The organism is Pseudomonas sp. 10B238 (genome assembly GCF_000970615.1).
Classification (GTDB): domain Bacteria; phylum Pseudomonadota; class Gammaproteobacteria; order Pseudomonadales; family Pseudomonadaceae; genus Stutzerimonas.
The window spans coordinates 72,088-94,839 of the sequence record NZ_KQ033933.1 but is presented as its reverse complement, the minus strand read 5'-3'; the positions used below and the strand labels follow the sequence as shown (position 1 = coordinate 94,839).

The 22,752-nt window shown below is 62.4% G+C and carries 19 protein-coding genes; 3 read left to right on the top strand and 16 right to left on the bottom strand.

From position 1 onward, the window contains the following. Nucleotides 1-135 precede the first annotated feature (135 nt). The 3 genes from gltB to hemE all read left to right on the top strand — a co-directional run bounded on the left by gltB (nt 136) and on the right by hemE (nt 7,341). Nucleotides 136-4,584 (top strand): glutamate synthase large subunit, encoded by a 4,449-nt coding sequence (gltB, locus tag RT21_RS12005; RefSeq protein WP_046162903.1) that lies wholly within the window; start codon nt 136-138, stop codon nt 4,582-4,584. Nucleotides 4,585-4,695: 111 nt separating this feature from the next. Then, on the top strand, nt 4,696-6,114 hold the full coding sequence (locus RT21_RS12000) for an FAD-dependent oxidoreductase (protein WP_046162902.1): 1,419 nt from the start codon (nt 4,696-4,698) through the stop codon (nt 6,112-6,114). Between the two features lie 162 nt (nt 6,115-6,276). Further along, nucleotides 6,277-7,341 carry a uroporphyrinogen decarboxylase gene (gene hemE, locus RT21_RS11995; RefSeq protein ID WP_045430780.1) on the top strand — a complete coding sequence of 355 codons (1,065 nt, stop codon included), beginning with the start codon at nt 6,277-6,279 and terminating at the stop codon, nt 7,339-7,341. A 55-nt stretch (nt 7,342-7,396) separates the two neighbouring features. On the opposite strand, the gene RT21_RS11990 is transcribed toward hemE, so the two are convergent. The 16 genes from RT21_RS11990 to RT21_RS11915 form a co-directional block, all read right to left on the bottom strand. Beyond that, a complete protein-coding gene (locus tag RT21_RS11990; RefSeq protein WP_046162901.1) occupies nt 7,397-7,690 on the bottom strand; it encodes a hypothetical protein in 294 nt (97 codons plus the stop codon). Between the two features lie 143 nt (nt 7,691-7,833). Further along, nucleotides 7,834-8,274: a hypothetical protein gene (locus RT21_RS11985; RefSeq protein WP_045430774.1), complete on the bottom strand. Its 441-nt coding sequence runs from the start codon at nt 8,272-8,274 to the stop codon at nt 7,834-7,836. Nucleotides 8,275-8,306: 32 nt separating this feature from the next. Further along, nucleotides 8,307-9,533 carry a beta-ketoacyl-ACP synthase gene (locus RT21_RS11980; RefSeq protein ID WP_046162900.1) on the bottom strand — a complete coding sequence of 409 codons (1,227 nt, stop codon included), beginning with the start codon at nt 9,531-9,533 and terminating at the stop codon, nt 8,307-8,309. Beyond that, nucleotides 9,533-10,261, bottom strand: a complete 729-nt coding sequence (gene fabG, locus RT21_RS11975) for a 3-oxoacyl-ACP reductase FabG (protein ID WP_046162899.1) — start codon at nt 10,259-10,261, stop codon at nt 9,533-9,535. The genes RT21_RS11980 and fabG overlap by 1 nt, the downstream gene beginning before the upstream one ends. Next, entirely contained in the window at nt 10,258-10,710 is a 453-nt protein-coding gene (locus RT21_RS11970; protein ID WP_046162898.1) for a hotdog family protein, read from the bottom strand. Before RT21_RS11970 ends, fabG begins: the two co-directional genes overlap by 4 nt. Then, a complete protein-coding gene (locus tag RT21_RS11965; protein WP_046162897.1) occupies nt 10,707-11,894 on the bottom strand; it encodes a beta-ketoacyl-[acyl-carrier-protein] synthase family protein in 1,188 nt (395 codons plus the stop codon). Before RT21_RS11965 ends, RT21_RS11970 begins: the two co-directional genes overlap by 4 nt. Next, nucleotides 11,891-12,418 carry a hypothetical protein gene (locus tag RT21_RS11960; protein ID WP_101153417.1) on the bottom strand — a complete coding sequence of 176 codons (528 nt, stop codon included), beginning with the start codon at nt 12,416-12,418 and terminating at the stop codon, nt 11,891-11,893. Before RT21_RS11960 ends, RT21_RS11965 begins: the two co-directional genes overlap by 4 nt. After that, on the bottom strand, nt 12,415-13,668 hold the full coding sequence (locus RT21_RS11955) for an NAD(P)/FAD-dependent oxidoreductase (protein WP_046162896.1): 1,254 nt from the start codon (nt 13,666-13,668) through the stop codon (nt 12,415-12,417). Before RT21_RS11955 ends, RT21_RS11960 begins: the two co-directional genes overlap by 4 nt. A 148-nt stretch (nt 13,669-13,816) precedes the next feature. Next, nucleotides 13,817-16,156: an MMPL family transporter gene (locus tag RT21_RS11950; RefSeq protein ID WP_046162895.1), complete on the bottom strand. Its 2,340-nt coding sequence runs from the start codon at nt 16,154-16,156 to the stop codon at nt 13,817-13,819. Further along, a complete protein-coding gene (locus tag RT21_RS11945; RefSeq protein ID WP_046162894.1) occupies nt 16,140-16,760 on the bottom strand; it encodes an outer membrane lipoprotein carrier protein LolA in 621 nt (206 codons plus the stop codon). The genes RT21_RS11950 and RT21_RS11945 overlap by 17 nt, the downstream gene beginning before the upstream one ends. Next, nucleotides 16,757-17,182 carry an acyl-CoA thioesterase gene (locus RT21_RS11940; RefSeq protein ID WP_046162893.1) on the bottom strand — a complete coding sequence of 142 codons (426 nt, stop codon included), beginning with the start codon at nt 17,180-17,182 and terminating at the stop codon, nt 16,757-16,759. The genes RT21_RS11945 and RT21_RS11940 overlap by 4 nt, the downstream gene beginning before the upstream one ends. After that, on the bottom strand, nt 17,175-18,713 hold the full coding sequence (gene hutH, locus RT21_RS11935; RefSeq protein ID WP_046162892.1) for an HAL/PAL/TAL family ammonia-lyase: 1,539 nt from the start codon (nt 18,711-18,713) through the stop codon (nt 17,175-17,177). Before hutH ends, RT21_RS11940 begins: the two co-directional genes overlap by 8 nt. Further along, nucleotides 18,700-19,641: an LpxL/LpxP family acyltransferase gene (locus RT21_RS11930; protein ID WP_046162891.1), complete on the bottom strand. Its 942-nt coding sequence runs from the start codon at nt 19,639-19,641 to the stop codon at nt 18,700-18,702. Before RT21_RS11930 ends, hutH begins: the two co-directional genes overlap by 14 nt. Further along, nucleotides 19,638-20,462 carry a glycosyltransferase family 2 protein gene (locus RT21_RS11925; RefSeq protein ID WP_371263609.1) on the bottom strand — a complete coding sequence of 275 codons (825 nt, stop codon included), beginning with the start codon at nt 20,460-20,462 and terminating at the stop codon, nt 19,638-19,640. The genes RT21_RS11930 and RT21_RS11925 overlap by 4 nt, the downstream gene beginning before the upstream one ends. Further along, complete coding sequence (locus RT21_RS11920; protein WP_046162890.1) at nt 20,459-22,138, bottom strand: acyl-CoA synthetase family protein; 1,680 nt, start codon at nt 22,136-22,138, stop codon at nt 20,459-20,461. Before RT21_RS11920 ends, RT21_RS11925 begins: the two co-directional genes overlap by 4 nt. Next, nucleotides 22,135-22,713 carry a COG4648 family protein gene (locus RT21_RS11915; protein WP_046162889.1) on the bottom strand — a complete coding sequence of 193 codons (579 nt, stop codon included), beginning with the start codon at nt 22,711-22,713 and terminating at the stop codon, nt 22,135-22,137. Before RT21_RS11915 ends, RT21_RS11920 begins: the two co-directional genes overlap by 4 nt. Nucleotides 22,714-22,752 lie beyond the last annotated feature (39 nt).

The following is a 22,752-nucleotide window of genomic DNA, read 5'->3' as shown; positions in this document are numbered from 1 at the left end:
CTTGCAAAAATAAAATTGTGTCGCTCTACCGGGCTTTGTAAACTGCTCCCCCTTTTGCCCACGTGTATGACGGGGCGATTCTGTGCGCCGTCAATAAGGGGTTGATTTACAACGCATTTAGCTGGTGGAGTGCCTATGAGAGCAGGTCTGTTTCGTCCTGAAGAGTTCAAGGATAACTGCGGCTTCGGTCTGATCGCCCACATGCAAGGCGAGGCAAGCCATCACCTGCTTCAGACCGCAATTCAATCACTCACCTGCATGACTCACCGGGGCGGCATCAACGCTGACGGTAAGACCGGCGATGGTTGCGGCCTGCTGATGCAGAAGCCTGACGCGTTTCTTCGCGCCATGGCCAAGCAGCATTTCGATGCCGATCTGCCGGCGCTTTACGCCGTCGGGATGATCTTCCTCAGCCAGGACGCGGCCAAGGCGGAAACGGCCCGGACCAGCCTCAACGAGCAGATTGCTGCCCAGGGTCTGACCCTGGTTGGCTGGCGTGAGGTTCCAGTCGATACCACCGTTCTGGGCCGTCTCGCCTTGGAGCGCCTGCCGCGCATCGAACAGGTATTCGTCTCGGCGGAAGGCCTGTCCGAACGTGATTTCGGCATCAAGCTGTTCTTCGCTCGCCGCCGTGCCGAAGTCGCCCTCGCAGGTGACAAGGAATTCTACGTCTGCAGCCTCTCCGACAAAGACATCATCTACAAAGGTTTGATGATGCCGGCGGACCTGGCGCAGTTCTATCCCGATCTCGGCGATGAGCGTCTGGCCACGGCCATCTGCGTGTTCCATCAGCGCTTCTCCACTAATACGATGCCGCAATGGCCGTTGGCTCAACCGTTCCGTTTCCTCGCTCATAACGGCGAGATCAACACCATCACCGGCAATCGCAACTGGGCGCAGGCGCGCCGACTGAAGTTCGCCAATGAGCTGCTTCCGGACCTGGAAGCCCTCGATCCGCTGGTCAACCGTACGGGCTCAGACTCCTCAAGCATGGACAACATGCTGGAGCTGTTGGTCACCGGCGGTATGGATTTGTTCCGTGGCCTGCGCATGATCATTCCTCCGGCCTGGCAGAACGTCGAGACCATGGATCCCGATCTGCGCGCCTTCTATGAATTCAACTCCATGCACATGGAACCTTGGGACGGTCCTGCGGGCGTAGTGCTGACCGATGGACGCCATGCGATCTGCCTGCTCGACCGCAATGGTCTGCGCCCTGCGCGCTGGGTTACGACGACGAACGGCTACATCACTTTGGCTTCGGAAGTGGGTGTCTGGGATTACAAGCCGGAAGACGTGATCGCCAAGGGCCGTGTCGGGCCGGGGCAGATCCTGGCGGTGGATACCGAAACCGGACAGGTATTGCATACCGATGACATCGATAACCGTCTGAAGTCTCAGCATCCGTACAAGACCTGGTTACGCCAGAACGCGTTGCGTATCCAGTCGACCCTGGACGATAACGACCATGGCTCGGCGTTTTACGATGCCGACCAGCTTAAGCAATACATGAAGATGTTCCAGGTCACCTTCGAAGAGCGTGACCAGGTTCTGCGGCCTCTTGCGGAGCAGGGTCAGGAAGCCGTCGGCTCCATGGGCGACGACACCCCGATGGCTGTGCTGTCGCGCCGAGTTCGCTCACCGTTCGACTACTTCCGTCAGCAATTTGCGCAGGTCACCAACCCGCCGATTGACCCGCTGCGCGAGTCGATCGTGATGTCACTGGAAACCTGCCTGGGCGCAGAGCGTAACGTCTTCGAAGAAACCGCCGATCACGCCAATCGCGCGATCCTGACCACGCCAGTGATCTCTCCAGCGAAATGGCGGACGATCATGGAGCTCGACCGTCCAGGTTTCGAGCGCCATCTGATCGACCTCAACTACGACGAATCCCTCGGCCTTGAAGCTGCGGTGCGCAATATCGCTGACCAAGCTGAAGAGGCTGTGCGCAGCGGCAAGGTCATGCTGATCCTCAGCGACCGCAATATCCAGCCGGGCAAGCTGCCGGTGCATGCATCGCTGGCCGTAGGTGCGGTACACCACCGCCTGATCGAAACAGGCCTGCGCTGTGACTGCAACATTCTGGTAGAAACCGCCACTGCACGCGATCCGCATCACTTCGCCGTTCTGATCGGTTTCGGTGCGACCGCCGTTTACCCGTTCCTTGCGTTCGAAGTGCTTGGCGACCTGATCCGCACTGGCGAAGTGCTTGGCGACCTCTACGAGGTGTTCAAGCACTACCGCAAGGGGATCTCCAAGGGCCTGCTGAAAATCATCTCGAAGATGGGCATCTCGACCATCACCTCGTACCGTGGCGCCCAGCTGTTCGAAGCCGTGGGTCTGGCTGACGAGATTGTCGATGTCAGTTTCCGTGGAGTCGCCAGCCGTATCAAGGGTGCGCGCTTCGTCGATCTGGAAGCTGAACAGAAAGCATTGGCGACCGAGGCTTGGAGTGCACGCAAGCCGATCCAGCAAGGCGGCTTGCTGAAGTTCGTCTACGGTGGTGAATACCACGCCTACAACCCCGACGTCGTAGCGGCGTTGCAGATCGCCGTGCAGGAAGGCGACTACAGCCGCTTCAAGGAATACACCGCACTGGTCGATCAGCGTCCGGCCGCGATGTTGCGTGACCTGCTTAAGCTCAAAGTATCGGAACAGCCGCTTGCGCTTGAAGAAGTCGAGCCGCTGGAACAGATCCTCAAGCGCTTCGACTCCGCCGGCATTTCGCTCGGCGCGCTGTCCCCGGAAGCGCACGAGGCGATTGCCGCGGCGATGAATCGCATTGGTGCACGCTCAAACTCCGGTGAGGGCGGTGAAGATCCTGCGCGTTATCGCACTGAACGCAGCTCGAAGATCAAGCAGGTGGCCACTGGCCGCTTCGGTGTCACGCCTGAATACCTGGTCAACGCCGAAGTACTGCAGATCAAAGTTGCGCAGGGTGCCAAGCCCGGCGAAGGTGGCCAGCTGCCGGGTGGCAAGGTCAACGGCCTGATCGCCAAGCTGCGTTACGCGGTGCCGGGCGTCACGCTGATTTCGCCACCGCCGCACCACGACATCTATTCGATCGAGGATCTGGCCCAGCTGATCTTCGATCTCAAGCAGGTCAATCCCAAGGCGCTGGTTTCGGTCAAGCTGGTGGCAGAGCCCGGGGTCGGCACCATTGCCGCTGGCGTTGCCAAGGCCTACGCCGACCTGATCACCATCTCCGGCTACGATGGCGGCACAGGCGCCTCGCCGTTGACCTCCATTCGTTATGCCGGCTCACCCTGGGAACTCGGTCTGGCCGAAACGCACCAGACCCTGCGGGGCAACGACCTGCGGGGCAAGGTTCGCGTACAGACCGACGGCGGGTTGAAGACCGGTCTGGACGTGGTCAAAGCCGCTATTCTCGGCGCCGAGAGCTTCGGTTTCGGCACCGCCCCGATGATTGCGCTGGGTTGCAAGTACCTGCGTATTTGCCATCTGAACAACTGCGCCACCGGTATCGCCACGCAGAACGATCAGCTACGCAAGGACCATTTCATCGGCACGGTCGACATGGTGGTCAACTTCTTCACCTTCGTGGCTGAAGAAACCCGCGAGTGGCTGGCGCGGCTTGGTGTGCGCACCCTGCAGGAGCTGATCGGGCGTACCGATCTGCTCGAGCTGCTGCCAGGTGAAACCGCCAAGCAGAACCATCTGGATCTGTCGCCGTTGCTCGGCAGCGATCACATTCCGGCCGACAAACCGCAGTTCTGTCAGGTGGAGAAGAATCCACCGTTCGATCAGGGGTTGCTGGCTGAGGAAATGGTCAAGCTCGCTCGTGCTGCCATTGACGCCAAGAGCGGCGGTGAGTTCGAACTGGACATCTGCAACTGCGATCGCTCCATCGGTGCCCGGGTCTCCGGCGAGATCGCCCAAGTGCATGGCAACCAGGGCATGAAGGACGCGCCGATCACCTTCCGCTTCAAGGGCACCGCCGGTCAGAGCTTCGGCGTCTGGAATGCGGGCGGCTTGCATCTGTATCTAGAAGGGGATGCCAACGATTACGTCGGTAAAGGCATGACCGGTGGCAAACTGGTGGTTACCCAGCCCAAGAGCAGCGTTTTCGAATCGCAGTATTCGGCCATCGTTGGCAATACCTGTCTGTATGGCGCCACGGGCGGCAAGTTGTTCGCTGCGGGTACCGCGGGTGAGCGTTTTGCCGTGCGTAACTCTGGCGCCCATGCGGTCGTGGAAGGCACCGGCGACCATTGCTGTGAGTACATGACCGGCGGTTTTGTCTGTGTCCTCGGCAAGACCGGTTATAACTTCGGTTCCGGTATGACCGGCGGTTTCGCCTATGTTCTGGATATGGACAACAGCTTCGTCGACCGGGTGAACAACGAACTGGTCAACCTGCAGCGGATCACGGGTGAGGCCATGGAAGCCCACCGTAGCCATCTACAGGAAGTGCTGCGCGAATATGTCGCCGAAACTGGCAGCGCATGGGGCGCGAAACTCCTAGAAAACCTCGACGACTATCTGCGTCGTTTCTGGCTGGTGAAGCCAAAGGCGGCCAACCTGGCGTCACTGCTGTCGAGCACTCGGGCCAACCCCCAATAAGAAGCAGGTTCAAGCGGCAAGCCTCGGCAAGATGCCCGAGGCTTGCCCCGCTCCGTGATTGTCACGCAGTCTGCAGCCTTGGGCTTGCGGCTGCCGCTAAGAGGTTTTGAAATGACTGAACGTCTGAATAACGACTTCCAGTTCATCGAAGTCGGGCGCAAGGATCCGAAGAAAAAGCTGCTGCGACAGCGCAAGAAAGAGTTCGTCGAGATCTATGAACCCTTCAAGCCGCAGCAGGCCTGCGAGCAGGCCCACCGTTGCCTGGGTTGCGGCAACCCTTACTGCGAGTGGAAGTGCCCGGTTCACAACTACATTCCCAACTGGCTGAAGCTTGTTTCGGAAGGCAACATCCTCGCCGCGGCCGAACTGGCGCACCAGACCAATACCCTGCCGGAAGTCTGCGGGCGCGTCTGCCCGCAGGATCGCCTGTGCGAGGGTGCCTGCACGCTGAATGACGGTTTCGGCGCGGTTACCATTGGTTCCGTGGAAAAGTACATCGCCGATACCGCCTTCGCCATGGGCTGGCGTCCAGACATGTCCAAGGTCAAGCCGACCGGCAAGAAAGTCGCCATCATCGGCGCTGGACCGGCCGGTCTGGGCTGTGCTGACGTACTGGTGCGCAGCGGCGTGGCCCCGGTGGTGTTCGACAAGAATCCGGAAATCGGCGGATTGCTGACCTTTGGTATTCCAGAGTTCAAGCTGGAGAAGACGGTCCTCAGCCGTCGCCGTGAAATCTTTACCGGGATGGGGATCGAGTTCCGCCTGAACACCGAAGTTGGCAAGGACGTGACCATCGACCAGTTGCTCGCCGACTACGACGCCGTATTCATGGGCATGGGCACCTACACCTACATGAAGGGAGGCTTCCCCGGTGAAGACCTTCCTGGCGTCCACGATGCGCTGGACTTCCTGATCGCGAACGTCAACCGCAACCTCGGGTTCGAGAAGTCGCCGGAAGACTTCGTCGACATGAAAGGCAAGAGAGTCGTGGTTCTGGGCGGTGGCGACACGGCCATGGACTGCAACCGCACCTCCATTCGCCAGGGCGCCAAGAGCGTGACCTGCGCCTATCGACGCGATGCAGCGAACATGCCGGGCTCGCGCAAGGAAGTGAAAAACGCCAAGGAAGAGGGCGTGAAATTCCTCTTCAACCGACAGCCCATCGCCATTGTCGGCGAAGGCAAAGTCGAAGGCGTCAAGGTAGTGGAAACCCGTCTCGGCGCGCCGGACGCGCGCGGTCGTCGCAGCCCTGAGCCGATTCCCGGCTCCGAAGAAGTGCTGCCGGCCGATGCGGTGGTGATTGCGTTTGGCTTCCGTCCGAGCCCGGCCGACTGGTTCGAAGGGCAGGCCATCCAGACCGACAACCAGGGTCGCGTCGTAGCACCAGAGATGGGGCAGTTCAAACACCAGACCAGCAATCCAAAAATCTTTGCAGGTGGCGATATGGTGCGCGGCTCCGATCTGGTAGTGACGGCGATCTTCGAAGGGCGTCAGGCTGCCGAAGGCATCCTCGACTATCTCGAAGTTTGATTTGGAAGGTGGGTCATGCTTCTCTGACCCGCCGAACGGGCGCGCCGCTACGCCGGAACAGCCTGACCAGAATCAAGCCCATAGATAAAAGGCACGGCGCTCGCCGTGCCTTTTGTTTTCCGCTTTGCGACAATGCCGCCACTTTTCAGCTGGAACCCAGACATGACTGCCTTGAAGAACGACCGCTTTCTCCGCGCACTGCTCAAGCAACCTGTCGACGTCACCCCGGTGTGGATGATGCGTCAGGCCGGACGCTACTTGCCGGAGTACCGGGCCAGCCGCAGCAAGGCGGGCGACTTCATGAGCCTGTGCATGAATCCCGAACTGGCCTGTGAAGTCACCCTTCAGCCGCTTGAGCGCTACCCGCTGGATGCGGCGATCCTGTTCTCCGACATCCTCACCGTGCCGGACGCGATGGGTCTTGGGCTGTATTTCGAGACAGGCGAAGGGCCACGGTTCAAGAAGGTCGTCAGCAACATGGCCGACATCGAGGCGCTGCCCATTCCGGATCCTGAAAAAGACCTGGGTTACGTGATGGACGCGGTCCGCACCATTCGCCGCGAGCTTAACGGCCGCGTACCGCTGATCGGCTTTTCCGGAAGCCCTTGGACTTTGGCAACCTATATGGTCGAGGGCGGTTCGTCGAAGGACTTCCGCAAGTCCAAAGCCATGCTCTACGAAAATCCCCAAGCGATGCATGCGCTACTGGATAAGCTCGCGCAGTCGGTGACCAGCTACCTCAACGGGCAGATCCTCGCCGGAGCCCAGGCAGTGCAGATTTTCGATTCGTGGGGCGGCAGCCTGTCAGCTGCGGCATACCAGGAGTTCTCCCTGGCCTATATGCAGAAGATCGTCGATGGGCTGATCCGTGAACAGGATGGTCGCCGTGTGCCGGTGATTCTGTTCACCAAAGGCGGTGGGTTGTGGCTGGAAACCATGGCAGATACCGGAGCTGAAGCGCTGGGCCTCGACTGGACCTGCGATATCGGCAATGCGCGGGCGCGAGTGGGCGACAAGGTCGCGCTACAGGGCAATATGGATCCCAGCGTGCTGTTCGCCAAGCCGGATGCCATTCGTGCCGAGGTCGGGCGCATCCTGGCCAGCTTCGGTCATGGCAACGGGCATGTATTCAACCTGGGTCACGGCATTACCCCCGAAGTCGATCCGGCTCACGCCGGCGCCTTCATCGAGTCGGTTCACGAGCTCTCGGCGCAATACCACCGCTGATTCGTTGCCGAAAAAAGAGCCGCTTAAAGCGGCTCTTTTTTGTTCAGGCTTTCGCTCAGGGCTGTTGATAGTGGCCTGGCGTAGTGCCTGGTTCATGTTCGTGAACAAGTTTGGTTACGCGGATATCGGTAATACCGATGACTTCGGCCTGTTCAAGTATCTTGCCCTCGTCAGCTCCTGCCTCCGGCATCACCAGGCTGTTTTCGGCGTCACCGTTGTGAAGCTCGATGAGATGCCGAGCGGCACTGGCCTGCGACATGCGTTCTTCTTCCGAGTCAATGACGTGGTTACGCGGATCGTTCTGGAAGAGGTAGTTGATTTCGAACTTGTGCGTTGACTTGCCAAACATGGGCAGCTCCTTGAAGTGGAAGGTTCTGCTTCTGTTGACTCGCCGGTCCAGTTATTCGTTCGGCAAGGAAGACAACTGGATCGTTGTCTCGCGCGCCGGGTGCAGCGCTCGGTTTCGCTCTATGGCCCCGAGCGCTGCGGGCTTTACTTGACCTTCGCCAGGTTGCCCTTGATCGCAACCCCGGCCATGATCGCGCCGGCATGGCACTCGTACTTCTGACTGTCTTTGTATTCGACGTGCTTGTAATTGCTGGCGATGTCCACCACGGCATTGGCGCCAGCCGCCTTGGCGGCCTGCTGCATACCGATCAGCGCCGATTGCATTGCCCAGCTGCAGGCACCCTCGTCAGTCTTGTTGAACGCGTTGGTTTTCTTGCTGGTAGTAACGTCCCGGCGGATGACCTGGGCGCCCTTGGGTGTCTTGCCAGCCAGGTAGAACTTCACGCTGCCGTCGAGTTTGCCTGAGGCCGTTGCCTCGGCCACGACCTGATCGAATGGCAGGTAGTGAGTGGTGTCGCGGGCCTGGCTGATTCCGGGTAATGCGCAGAGCACCAGTGCTGCGCCGATCCATGTGTTCTTGTTCATTGCTTTTCCTTGCGGTGTTTTGGTTGAAAGGGTCAAGCCCAGCGGCGGAAGATCAACGAAGTGTTGATGCCGCCAAAGGCGAAATTGTTGTTCATTACGTATTCGTGCTGCATCGCACGTGGTGCGTCGATGAGGTAGTCCAGCTCGCCACAGCGCGGATCGATGCTGCCCAGATTTAGCGTGTGAATATAACGGTCGCTGTTCATCATCTCGATGCTGAACCACGATTCCAGAGCGCCGCAGGCGCCTAGCGTGTGGCCGAGGAAGCTCTTCTGCGAGCTGATCGGCATGCCACTGCCGAATAGCGATTGGGTGGCCAGGGTTTCGGCGATATCGCCCTGCTCGGTGGCGGTGCCATGACCGTTCACGTAGCCAATGGCGCCGGGTTGCAGGCCGGCGTCTTCCAGCGCCAGCTCCATGGCGCGACGCATGGTCAGTTGTTCGGGCTTTGTCGCGTGCTGGCCGTCGGCATTGCTGCCAAAGCCGATCAGTTCGGCGTGGATCGTGGCGCCACGGGCGAGGGCATGCTCGAGCTCCTCCAGCACCAGTATGCCCGCACCTTCGCCGATCACCAGGCCATCGCGGCCGGCGTCGTAGGGACGCGGAGACGTATGCGGCGCGTCGTTCTTCAGGCTGGTGGCATACAGCGCATCAAACACCATGGCTTCGGTGGCGCAGAGTTCCTCGGCGCCACCGGCAAGCATCATGGGCAGACGCCCAAACTTTATCGCCTCGTAGGCGTAGCCGATTCCCTGGCTGCCGCTGGTGCAGGCGCTCGACGTAGGAATCACTCGGCCAGTCAGGCCGAAGAAAATGCTGATGTTGGCCGCCGTGGTGTGCGGCATCATGCGGATGTAGGAGTTGGCGTTCAGCCCGTCGGCCACCGAGTTGAGCAGCATATTGCCGAAGGCCTTGATTTCCTCGGTACTGCCGGTGGATGAGCCACAGGCGACGCCCATCCGGCCGTCGCGGATCGACGGGTCATTGAGCAGGCCGGCATGGGTGAGCGCCTGTTCAGCGGCCTTCACCGACAGCCGCGAGACCCGGCCCATGCTGCGCAGTTGTTTGCGCGTCCAGTGCCTGGGGACGGCAAAGTCGTCAACCGGTCCCGCCAGCCGGGTGTTGAGCTCAGTGAACCGGTCCCACTCGTGCATGTAGCGAATGCCGCTGCGGTTGCTGCTGAAGTGGGCTTCGATACTGGCCCAGTCGCTGCCCAGTGAGGTGATGCCGGCCATGCCGGTGACAACGACGCGTTTCATCAGCACAACCCGCCGTTGACCGCGAGAACCTGACGGGTGATGTAGCTGGCCTCTTCCGACATCAGAAAGTTGACCGCGCCGGCGACTTCTTCAGGCGTGCCCATGCGCTGTGCTGGAATCATCTTGAGCATCTCCTCGATGGGCAGGTTGTCGTCGAGCATGTCGGTATCGATCAGCCCGGGCGCGACGCAGTTGACGGTGATGCGTCGTTTACCGAGTTCCACAGCCAGAGCCTTCGCCGCGCCGATCACGCCAGCCTTTGACGCGCTGTAGTTGACCTGGCCGCGGTTGCCGATCAGCCCCGACACCGAGGTAATGCAGACGATTCGTCCAGGCTGGCGGCGACGTATCATCGGCATGGTCAGTGGCTGCAGGACATTGTAGAAACCGTCCAGGTTGGTGCGCATGACCAGATCCCAGTCGTCCTCGGTCAGGGCGGGAAAGGCGCCGTCGCGGGTCAGCCCGGCGTTGCACACCACGCCGTAGTAGGCGCCATGGGTTTCGACATCGGCTTCCAGGTGTTCACGACATTGTGCGCGATCTGCCACGTCAAACTGCAGGATCCGCGCCGCGCGGCCCATCTCCTGAATCTGCGTCTGGACGGTTTCCACCTCGTCCCGCCGCGCGCGGCAATGCAGGACGATGTCGTGACCACTTTGTGCCAGGCGCAACGCAATGGCGCGGCCGATGCCGCGACTGGAACCGGTGACGAGGATGCTGTTACTCATGGGGAAGGCTCTTGCAGATAGCTCGCCACTTCGGGCGGGCGGTACACGTTGAGGCGCGCCTCGGCATGGATGCCGGGCCCGTCGAGATGGCATTCGAACACGCCCATGCCGTTGTCATCCTGCAGTGAACGCAGCGCATGGATGCGTAACCGGCTACCGGCTGGGAAGTGCTCTACATTGCATTGGAAGCGGCGGGTGCCCAGTAAAAAGCCCAGTTCCACTGGTTGTCCGGCCTGGCGCGCCTGGCAGCCAGCAAAGGCAGCGACCGTCTGCGCCATGATCTCGATGCCGACCCAGGCCGGCAGGCTACCGTCGGGCGAATTGAGCAGACCGCCAGGCTTCACCTGCAATTGCGCGGTAATGCTATCCGCATCGAATGATTCGACGGCGCCGAGCAGGATCATATCTCCCGCATGAGGCAGTAGTTCGGCTACTGGCCAATCAATCATGGCGCATCTCCCAGGATCAGGCTGATGTTATTGCCACCAAAAGCAAAGGAGTTGCTCATCGTTCGCCGCTGCCCGGCCGCTGTCGCTTGGGTGCCGGGTGCAACCAGATTCAACCATGGCAGGTCGGCGTCTTGCTCGCCGTCCCAGCGATGCGGCGGCAGCTGCTGTGCAGGGTTATGGTCGGACAGGTTCAGCCAACAGAACGCCGCTTCCAGCGCTCCGGCAGCACCCAGGGTATGGCCGGTGAGCGGCTTGGTGGATGAGCAGGGCACGCCGGCCGGAAAAACCGTAGCCACAGCCAGGCTTTCCATTGCATCGTTGTGTCGCGTAGCGGTGCCGTGCAGGTTCAGGTAGCTGATCTGCTCGGCTAGAACTGCGGCGCTGCGCAATGCTTTGCCCATCGACTCTATCGCGCCTAGCCCCTGCGGGTCGGGGGCCGAGATGTGATGCGCATCGGAACTGGCGCCGCCGCCTAGCAGGGCAATCGGAGCGCGTTCACGAGTCATGAGGAACACAGCCGCCGCTTCGCCAATATTGATGCCGTCTCGGTTGACCGAAAACGGATTGCAGACATGGGCGCTGGTCGCCTCCAGCGAGCTGAAACCACGAAGGGTCAGGTCACACAGCGAATCCACCCCGCCACAGATCACTGCATCGCAGACGCCCGCATCCAGCAGTCGTTTGGCACTGAGCAGTGCGCGTGCACTCGATGTACACGCCGTGGATATCGCGTAGCTCGGGCCGCTGAGCTGCAGTCGCTCACTGATGAAGCTGGCCGGTGCACAAAGCTCTTGATGGGTGTAGTGATAGCTGGATGGCAATTGGCCGTCACGTACCAGACGGGCTATTCCCTGGGTCGCCTCCTGAATACCGGAGGTGCTCGTCCCCATGACCACGCCGACCCGGCTTGGGCCGAAGCGGGAAATTGCTTCATGCACTTCGTGTTCGATTTCGTCCAGGGCAGCCAACAGCAGCTGGTTGTTGCGGGTGGCGTGCTGCAGCGGCGCATCGGCAAGCGAGGGTAGCTCGACAGTGACTGCGCCGACCGGCAGGCGGCGCCCGGCAATCATCTGGAGATGCGTCTGCATACCTGAGCTGTCGCCTGCCAGCAGGCGGCGTGCGACTTCAGCCTTGCCGCGCCCCAGGGCGCAAATCAGCCCGAGTGCATTGAGGTAGGCAGTCATTGTTGGCGGGCTCCGGCTGGCGCGATAGGCGCGACACGATAGGTCAGCGTCGGTTCGACGTCGAGTTCGAAGCCGCCATTTTTCTCATAGCGAACGTGCCAGGCCGAGGTATCGTCTGCCAGCGACCGGCCGTTTTGGTGAAGTGCCCAAGGCTTACCAGCATAGAGCTCGTCCAGCTGCTCTGCGGGGCTGAGTGCGAATAGCAAGGCGGCAAACAGCGCGCGCGCTTCGGCATTCGGAGGCAGCAGCCCATCGGCTTGCCAGCGTCCATCAAGGAGTAGCTGGCGCGCCAGCGGTACGCCCAGTGGGTTGAACAGCGACCAACGCAATGCAGCCCCTTCTTGCTGAATCACCAATAGCCAATCGCCGGTTTCGCCCTGCTCGTGACGCTGGATATGCAACTGCATCGGCAGCGACAGCCGTGGCGCCTGGCTCGGCAAGGGCTGTTGCTGCGCGCAGGCGCCGAGCAACAGCAGCAGCGGTAGCCAGATCAGACGTGACAGCTTGTGTTTCATCGAAATCATGCAGGCGCCGGAGTGGCGCAGAGCTCGGCCAGTACGCGCAAGCGGCGTCTGGGCTCCGCGACGTAGGGGTTGCTGTTGTCCCAGGCGTAACCGGCGAGGATCGAGCAGATCATGCGGCGAATCTCCGGCTGGGCGCGTTCGTAGTAGATCACGTCCTGAAAGCTACCGTCGTACCAGCCCTCGACATAGGCGCGGAAGGTATCCACGCCCCGCTTCAGAGGGGTCGAGAATTCGCCTTCCCAGTCCACGGCCTCGCCGTTCAGCTGCCGGTGCAGTACCGCAGCCGCCATGCTTGCCGAGCGCATCGCAATGGTGACCCCGGACGAAAACACTGGGTCGAGAAACTCGGCCGCATTGCCCAGAAGCGCAAAGCCGGGGCCGTGCAGCGCTTTGACGTTCGCCGAGTATCCGTTGATCAGGCGTGCCGGCGTGTCCCATTCAGCGTGCTTGAGGATGCGCTGCAGGTTGGGGGCCTCCAAGACGAACGCCTTGAGACAGGCGTCCAGATCCAGCGGGCGTCCTGCGTAACGTTCCGCGCTGGCGACGACGCCCAGAGAGCAGCGACCATCGCTGAAGGGGATGGTCCAGAACCATACATCGCGCCATTCAGGGTGGGTGGTGATGAGGATTTTGTTACGGTCGAAATGTGGATCGTCAATGTTGTCCCTGATGTGAGTGAACACCGCACGGCGCAGCGGAAAGCTCGACGGCGCTTCCAGATCAAGCAAGCGCGGCAGCACCCGGCCGTAGCCGCTGGCGTCGAGGACAAAGTCGGCGTGCAGCGCATATTCGCTACCGTCGAGGCGGCGGACCTGCAAATACGGGTGCGGGCCGTCGAAATCCGCGGCGGTAATTTCCTCTTCGTAACGAATCTCTACGCCTTGCAGAGCGGCCTGATCGGCCAACAGCTGGTCGAAATCCGCGCGCTGCACCTGATAGGTGCTGCCGTGGCCTTCGGTGAATTTGTCGCGGAAATCGAACTCGGTGTAGCGGTCACCGCAACCGAACGCTGCGCCATGTTTGATCTGAAAACCTGCGGCCTGTACCGCTTCAAGCATCCCGGCTTCCTCGATGAAATCCAGGCAATGCGAGAGCAGGCTTTCTCCGATCGAAAAGCGTGGAAACCGCTGTCGTTCGATGATCAGCACGTCATGCCCCTGACGCTTGAGCAGGGCAGCGGCGATGGCCCCAGAAGGCCCCGCGCCAATAACGACGACGCTACGTTTTTCTGAATGCGAGGAAGCCTTCATGTATTCGACTCGACAAGGGTGGCGGATGCCGGTTGTTGCCGGCGGGTAGGATAAGACAGGTCGTTATTCGGGCGATTGCCTTGGTCTGATCGCGTTGGAAACTCAGCCAAGGTCCGTCGAGGCCATAACCAGGCGTCACGCTGGGCGGTCAAGATGCTGGCTCTTCGGTGGTTTTCGCCGCCCAAGGCGCGAGCAGGAACGCAAATACCAGACCGATGCCCACCGCCAGGCCAAAGTTGCTCACAGCCGGTGTGCTCGACAAGGCCAGGAGGCCGAACGATAGCCAGGTCGTGACGGCCGCGAGTAGCGTGCCGACCAGGCTCACCGCAGCGCCACCGATCCGCTCACGCATGAGAATCGCGTAGTCCACCCCGATTGCCGTGACCAATAACAGGCCGAACAGGCCAAACAGGGTCAATGGCTGGCCCAGCCAGCCGAGGCAGGCAAGGCTGCCAAGCGCTGCAAGTAGCGGAACAGCCAGGCAGCGCAGGGCGCCGCTCCAGCCGAACGGCAGGCACAGCAGAGCCAGGATAACGACAGCGGCAAACATCTTGAGCAGCGCCGCCTGGCGCTGGGTCTCGGCAAATAAGCGATTCAGCTCTGCGGGCCGGTCGATGAGGCTGACCCCGTCAATACCATCTGCCATGCCGTGCAGCGTCGAACTGTCGCGCAGGCCTTGCAGGCTGATCAGGCCAGCAACCGTGCCGTCGCTCCGCGTGCCCAGCCAAAGCGGGCGCCACGGTTCGGCAATCGGTCCTGCCAACACCTGATCCAGGCCTGTCACTGGTTTCGCCTGCAGGGCGGCAAGTTCCTTTTCGAGCGCCCCAGCAGTCATGCCAAGCGCCAGCAGTGGCTGGCTGTATTCCAGCAGGCGCGGCAGGGCGAGATGCAGGCTTTCCTGGGCGACGGTCGTGGCCGCCAACTGGCTCAGGGCTAAATAACCGCGCAGCTTCTGCTCCGCCACCAGCTCGTCAAGGCGGGTGCCGAGCGCTTCCTGGCGCTCCAGCAACTCGTCAGGCGTCTGCGCGCGAACCAGGAAATACTGGCTGGTCGGCTCGAAGCCAGTGATCTGGCCGATGCGCTCGGCTTGTTGTTGCAGCGCCGGCGCGCGGCTGACCCATTGGCGCAGGTCATCCTTGAACGACACCTGGCTGATGCCGGCCAGGCAGAACACCACGAAGCCGGTCAGCAGCCAGCTCGACGGTAGCCGACAGAGCAGCCGTTGACGCAGGGCCAAGGCGCGTTCAGCCCAGCTCAGCGGGGCCGCCCACGGCTGCAGTGGCACGTTCACCAACGAGGGGAGCAGGCAGGTCGCGCAGGCGAAGGCGCCCAGCAGCCCGGCGGCAGAAAAAACGGCGACCTGGCTCAGCGCTGGAAACGGGGTAAACGCCATGGCTAGATAGCCGATGACATTGGTCGCCAGCGCCAGGGCCAGGCCTGGCAGCGTCAAGCGCAGGGCCCGAAATGCCTGCCAGGGCTGCAACGTCCAGCTTTTGGACAAGTAATGCAGCGGGAAATCGATGCTGACACCGACCAAGCTTGCGCCTAGCACGAGGGTCAGCACATGGATCTGACCGAACAGTGCAACGCAGGCCGCGGCGCCGCTGAGCGCCCCGACCAGCACAGGTAACGCGACCAGCAGGACGCGCGATGTACGAAACAGCAGATGGAGCAAAGCGAGCGTGGCGACGAGCGAGACGCTGCCAATAAGGCTCGCTTCCTCACGCGCCTGGCGCTGCCCGTACGCCGCATGTAGCACGCCGCCAGCCGCGAGCAGTTCGCCCTGCTGGGACTCGACCCGGTGGCGAGCGGCATGGACCTGATCGTCGATCAGGAGTGGCAGCTTGTCATCAAAGGCGTCGCCGTGGATTTGCGCATGGATCACGGCCCAACGCTGGCCGTCATGTTCGGCCAGCAATGCGCCATCGAGGCGCGGATGGATATTGCCCGGATGCGGGAGCCGACGCTGCGCCAGGTCGGCCAGGCCGAACCAGTCTTCTTCGACCGGCACGAGGCTGGTGCTTTCGAACGGGCTGAACAGGCGCTGCAGGCGTTGTTGAATGAAGTCTTCGGGTGAGGCGATCAGGGCTTCGCGGCTGGCCCGGTCGAGCAATACCAGTCGTTGATCCAGCAACTGCTGGCGCATCGCTGGCAAATCGGCCTGCACAGAGCGACGAATCTGTGCGAACAGGCCGCTGGCCTTGAGGTTGCCAGCGACCTCCTGGGCCAGCGCGACGGCCGTGTCTTCGTCTTCATGCTGAACCAGCAGCATCAGGTCGCGATTGAGCGGGGCCTGCACGCGCTGCTCGGCGAGTTGCTCCAGTTCCCCTGGCGCGCCGCTGGGCAGCAGCTGTAGCAAATTGGCGCTGATCGGCGGGCCATTGCGCCATTGCCATGCGGTCAACGCGACCAGTCCGAGCAGCGCCAAAAAGAATAGCGAGGAGAGCCAGGCCGGCAGCCTGAGCGCGTGATCAGTCGGCGAGGTCATGGTGTTCGCTGGGGCTCAACTGATCGTCGATCTGAATGTCAGTCAGCATTAGCAGAGTGCTGTCGCCCTGGGCTTCGACCAGCTCGATACGCTCGGCGGTGGCACCCCCCTGAATCAGAATGGTGGAGAAAATCTGTGCAAGCAGTCGAGAGCGCGGCGTCAGGGTCAGCGCCCAGGCCTGCGCAGTTCCCGTCAGTTGCAGTTCAAAATCGCGCTGCAGGGCCTCGGTATCACCCTGCAGTACGGCTAGAAAAAGTTCGTTCTGTCGCGCCGCGGGCCCTTGCTGACTGGTCTGCTTCCAGCCGTTTGGCGTGCGTCGGGCAATGCCGGCGGCGCTGATGCGGTAATCCTGTTGCACCGGATCTTGCAGGAACCACAGTAGTCCCCTGTCGCGCGCCAGGACGAAGGTGCCCACGCTGACCAGCGGTTGGGGCAGTGCGCGCAGGTATTTCTCCTGGGTGAAGGTGCCACGAACAACCGTGGGTTCGTGCAACTGCAGGCTGAGTTGGACCAGATCGAAGGCGTTGGCGCGGGTGGTCTGCGCCAACAGCAGGCTCAGTGCGACCAGCAAGGCCCAGCAAGGGCTGTTGAATAAACGCTTCACAGCAGCGCGCGCTCCACGGCTTCGACCAGCACCTTCGGCGAAGCCAGCAGCATTTCGCGGCTGGCGATCTCCACGGCAACTTGAACGGTGCTGCCGCGCGTCATGCGCTCACCGGTCTCGGCGTCGCTGATCAGATAGTTGATCTTCAGGCGGTTCTCCCACTCGACCAGATCAGCGCGAACAACGATGCGCTGATTGAAACGGGCGCCGCGCATGTAGCGCAGCTGTACGTCGATGATCGGCCAGGCGTAGCCGGCTTCTCTCATCTGCACATAGTTGTGGCCAATGCGGTCGAGCAGGGCGCAGCGCGCCATCTCGAAATACTTGACGTAATGGCCGTGCCAGACGATGTCCATGGAGTCGACGTCGAAGAAGGGCACCAGCACTTCGACCTCTGCCTGCAGTACGCCGCTCTTACGCATACAGCCCCCAGTGCTGCGCACGAATCCGCTCGAGGCAAAGGCGCAGTTCGCGTTCCAGCGCACGGTCTTCGATCAGCGGTGGGAAGTCTTCGCCAAGCGCCTCGTGCATCCACGACAGTGGTGCCGGTAGCGGCCGAGCGCCCTGCTGACGTTGACGCAGCCAGACGCCCTGGTTCGCGGCGATCAGCGTGGCGGCGGCGACCTGCTCGGTCAGCTCCAGGCTGCGCAATGCGTCGCGCGCGGCAATGGTGCCCATGCTCACTTTGTCCTGGTTGTGACACTCGGTCGAACGCGAAAAAACGCTGGCCGGCATGCTGTTCTTCAGGGCTTCCGCGGTCCAGGCGCTGGCGCCGATCTGCACGGCTTTGAAGCCATGGTTGATCATCGCTGTGGCTTCGGGGGCGCCGGACAGGTTGCTCGGCAAGCCGTGGTTGTAACGAGTATCGACCAGCAACGCGAGCTGCCGGTCGAGCAGGTCCGCGACGTTGGCGACGAGATTCTTCAAGCTGTCCATGGCGAAGGCGATATGTCCGCCATAGAAATGCCCACCATGCAGCACCCGCTCGTTTTCCGCGTCGATGATCGGGTTGTCGTTGGCGCTGTTCAGTTCGGTTTCGATGAACTGGCGCAGCAGGCCCAGGCTGTCGGCGAGCACACCGAGCACGTGCGGGGCGCAGCGTAGCGAGTAACGGTCCTGCAGGCGATGCAGCGGCGCAGCCGGCGCCTCGATGGCCAAGTCCTGACGAATCCAGGCGGCCACCTGCATTTGCCCAGGGTGCGGCTTGGCAGCGAACAGGCGCTCGTCGAAATGTTCCGGATTGCCTTCCAGTGCGACGACGTTGAGCGCGGTTATCCGGGTCGCCAGTTTCAGCAGGTAATCGGCGCGGGCATAGGCCAGGCAGGCCAGGCCGGTCATCACTGCGGTGCCGTTCATCAGCGCCAGGGCCTCCTTGGGACGGAGAGTCAGCGGCGTCCAGCCCAGCTGGCGGTGTACCTCGGCGGCGCTGCGGCGTTCGCCCCGATACATCACCTCTCGCTCGCCAGCCAGGGTCGCCGCGACATAGGACAGCGGTGTGAGGTCACCGCTGGCGCCGACCGAGCCTTCTTCGGGGACCAATGGCAGCACGTCATGCTCAAGGAACGCCTGCATGCGCTCGAGCAACTCGATGCGTACCCCAGACATGCCGTGCGTCAGCGAACGCAGGCGGGCGGCCAGGACCGCGCGCGTGGCTTCCGCGTCGAGCAGCTTGCCCAGGCCGCAGCCGTGAAAGGTGAACAGATGCTGCGGCAGGGCCTCGACCTGGTGCAGCGGTACCGCCACCACACAGGAATCGCCATAGCCGGTGGTCACGCCGTAGATCACACCTTCGCGGTCGAGCAGGGTGTCGAGAAACTGTGCACCGCGGGCGATCCGTTCGCGGAACGCCGCGTCGGACTGCAGCCGGGCGGGCGCACGGCCCTGGGCCACGGCCAGCAGGTCCTCGATGCGCAGGTGGTTTTCGCCAAAGATCACGGGCTCAGCGTTGTTCATGGGTGTCCCAGAAAGGGTAGAAGTTGAACCATTGCAAGGGTGCCTCCAGGCAGCGTGCCGCCAGTCGATCCGCGTAGCGCTGCACCCAGCGCTGCACGACGGCATCGCGTTCGCCTCGGCGCCATTCGATGCAGTCGGCGAAGGGCTCCAGATGGACATGAAATTGCTCGCCCTGTTTCAGGCAGAACAACAGATTTGCCGGACACTGCAGCAACCCGGCCAGCAGCCAAGGACCCTGTGGAAACGCGGCCGGCTGGCCAAGAAAGCTGGCCGTCGCAATGCGCGCGCCCTGCAGCGGCACCCGATCACCGGCAATGGCTAGCCATTCCCCTTGGTCAAGCCGGTGGGACAATTCCATCATGATCGCCGGGTCGAGCTCGCTGACCTGGATCAGCCGCAGGTTGTTCGCGCCGGATTCGCCCAGCAGCCGGTTGAACTGCTCGGCATGGCGGGTATGCACCAGGACATTCATCTTCACCATGCGACCCATTTCCGCCAGGGCGCGGCAGATTTCCAGGTTGCCAAGGTGCGATCCGACCAGCAGTTGGCCACGCGGCGCCTCGATGCAAGCGTGCAGGTCGCCGCTGTCGTGCAGCACCAGTCGATCCAGTGACAGACGGCCTCCCCAGACATCGAGCTTGTCCAGCAAGGCGTCGGCGAAAGCCATGAACTGGCGGTAGACCGAGCGCCAACTGGGCGCCAGGTCGAGGCGACCGCTGTAGGCCGCGAGGTTCTGCTGATACTGCCTGGCGCTCTGCCGTGCGCTGCGGTTGAACAGATAGAAATACAGCACGATCAAGTACAGCAGCGGTGCCATGGCGCGCCGTCCAAGCAGGCGTACGGCCCAAGCCGTTAGCTTCATCAAAGCAAAGCTGCCCCGCTCGCGGTGCGCGGCCCAGTGCGAGCTTTCGGCAGTCTTATCGCTCATCGGCACAACCGCCGCCAGAGCAGCCCGGGAGCGCGCACCAGCATGCCGCCGAACAGCCGTGCGTGCATCGACGAGATCAGCAGGTTGTCGCGCCACAGACGGAAGTGCGAAACCCCATCGGCCGGGTAGTGCACCCGCGTCGGCAGCCAGACCATCGGCTGCTGTCGCCAGTGCAGGCGAACCAGGATTTCGGTGTCGAAGTCCATGCGCTGACCCAACGTCATCGCGTCGAGCAGGGCCAGGGTGGGGGGCAGCGGATAGACGCGAAAGCCGCACATGGAGTCGCGGATCGACAAGGACAGGGTGTTGATCCAGACCCAGACATGGGTCAGGTAACGGCCATAAAGACGCCCCTTCGGCACGCTCGAGTCGTACTGGGGATAACCGCAGATCAGTGCATCCGGCGCCTGGCTGGCACGGTCGAGAAACAGCGCCACGCAGCCCAGGTCATGCTGGCCGTCGGCATCCACCTGCAGTGCATGGCTGAATCCCAGGCGCGACGCCTCGCGCAGGCCGGATGCGACCGCTGCGCCTTTGCCCTGATTGCGGCTGTGGCGGAGCAGGTGCACTGAGGGATGTTCTGCCAACTGATCGATAACCGCCGCTGCTGCCGGGCTGGAGCCATCATCAACGAGCACGCACTGCAAGTCTTCGGCGAGCAACGCGCGAACGACGCCGGGCAGGCTGGCCTCGTGGTTGTACACCGGCACCACCGCACAGGGCTTGAACCAGTCTTCGTCAATCGCTAGCGACAACTGTTGAGGGCTGTCTGTAACGGGCACGGTCGCCATCGCAGGCTCAAGCGGGGTAAGCATGGTCACAGCGGATCTCCCAGCAGAATGCGGCCGGACGAGCAGGGTGCGTCGCCGTTGCGGTATGCGAAGTGCAGCTTGCTGCGCTCGCGGTCGAAGCGCAGCGTCAGACTCAACTGGTCACCCGGACGGGCGAGCTGTTGGAACTTGAGCACTTCCATGCCTTGAAAGCTCGGTGGCAGGTCGGCGATCAGCTCGCGGGCGAGGGCGATGGCCCAGTCGATCTGCACCACGCCGGGCAGAACCGGGGTCTGCGGGAAATGCCCGGTGAAGTGCGCGAGGTCCAGCGGGACGGCCAACTGCAGCTGCCACTGGTCTTCTGCTTGGGAAGCGCTGAGTCGCTCCGGCTGCAGCGGGCGCGGCGCCTGCAACAGCGCGTCGAGTTGTGCCTGCGCGAGCTTGCCCTGGCTGTTGCAGGGCAGCTGGGCGACCAGCCTCCAGCGGCGCGGTAAGGCAAGCGCTTCGCAGTGGTTTGCCAAGTGCTTACGCAACGTCTCGGTCAATGCGCGTCGACCCCCGTTGCGCAGCGCATGCAGGCCGGCTTCGCTCAGTGCGACCAGCGCCGCGAGGTAGGCGCGATTGTCATTGATCACCCCCAGCCGCGCGTCACTGACGAAAGGGTGAGCGGCCAACGCTGTTTCGAGCATCGGCAGAGCAATGCGCTTCTCTTCCAGCTTGACGATACGATCCAGTCGGCCGAGCAGCTCGAAGCGTCCATCTGCTTCGATGCGCGCCGCATCGGCGGTTTGTTCGACGTGGCCTGGAGGTAGGCAAGGCGAGGCGGTGCGCAGCGCTCCATGATCGTCCTGGCTCAACTGCACCCCGGCGAACGGCTGCCACAGGGCGCCGCCTTGGCGCCAGGCGATGCCACCGGTCTCGGAGCTGCCGTAGATCTCGGTCGGTAGCTGACCCAGTCGCTGCTGCAGTCGCTGCCCTGCCTCGACATCCAGGGCTCCTCCCGAGGAAAAGACCCGGCGCACGCTGCGCAAAGCAGGCCAGTCGAGGTTGTCCCCCATCCGCTTGAGCAGCGCCGGGCTGGCCACCCAGCAGAAGCGCGGATGCTGACGGCTGGCCAGCTGCAGGTCTTCGGAAAAGGGTTGCGCGCGGCGCAGAAAGGGACGGCCGGCGCACAACGGCCAGAGCAAGCGGAACAGCAGTCCATAGATGTGCTGCGCGGCGACGCTGGCAATCACGCAGGCGTCGCCGAGGTCGGCGCCCCAGCAGGCTTCGAGAGTTTTAACTTCGTTCGCCAGCTGGCGCAGGCGTTTGTCGATCAGTTTCGGCTCGCCACTGGAGCCGGAGGTGCAGAGCAGCAGTCGGCACTGGTCCAGATCAAGCTTCGCCCCTTCGAGCGGCTCGGCGAACAGCTCCGAGAGATGAGCATCGCCGTCCTGATCGGTCAGCCAGAGATCGGCCTGGTGGGCCAGTCGCGCTCGGCTGGCGGGCTGCAGGTCGGCTGGTAGCAATACTGTTACGCCGGCTCGCCAGGCGCCGAGCAGGGCAATCGCCAGCTCGCCGGCGTCCTCCAGATGCACTGCGAGCCTGGCAACGCCGCGGTTACGCAGCCCAGCAGCCACACGCAGCGCTCGTTGGCGCAGCTCGGCATGCTCCAGCACGGGATCGAGCGTGACCGGCCGCGACGTGGGCGTCTGGTCGAGCAGATGTTCGAGGGGAATCCAGTTCATGTAACGTTCCTGACGCGCTGGCGTATCAACCACTCACCAGCAAACAACAGTCCCATCAGCAGATAGGCGATAAAGCCGGTATAAAGCGTCCACCAGCTCAGCGGCGCCCAGAGCGCGAGTGCGCTGGCGATACCGGCGTTGACGATGAAATAGCCCACCCAGACCCAGGTCACCTGCCGCGTATAGCGCACCGCCGCGGGTGGGAGCTCGGGTTCGCTTAGCCGCGCGAGGCGTTCGATGATCGGCATGCCGGAGTAGAGGCTGCCGGCAAACAGGCCAAGCAGCGCCAGGCTGATCAGTACGGGATACCAGCGTAACAACGCCGGCTCGTCAGCCAGCCCCAGCAACAGGCAGAACAGCAGCGCGGTCGCTGCCACCGTATTGCTCAGCGGTGTCTGCTTGCCACTGCATAGGCGAGCCAGCCAGAGCGCGCCGAGCAGCAGCGCAAAGAGCCGAGGAGACAGCTGCTCCAGGCCCAGATACACAACGAACGGGTAGGCGAGGCCGACCAGCAACAGGCCGAGGCCTGTTAGCCGACTGGCGTTCGCAGTGCCTGTTCGAGCGGGTGTCTGCATCGTGCCGTCCGTTTGCGCATGGGAGCTTGATCCGGGGAG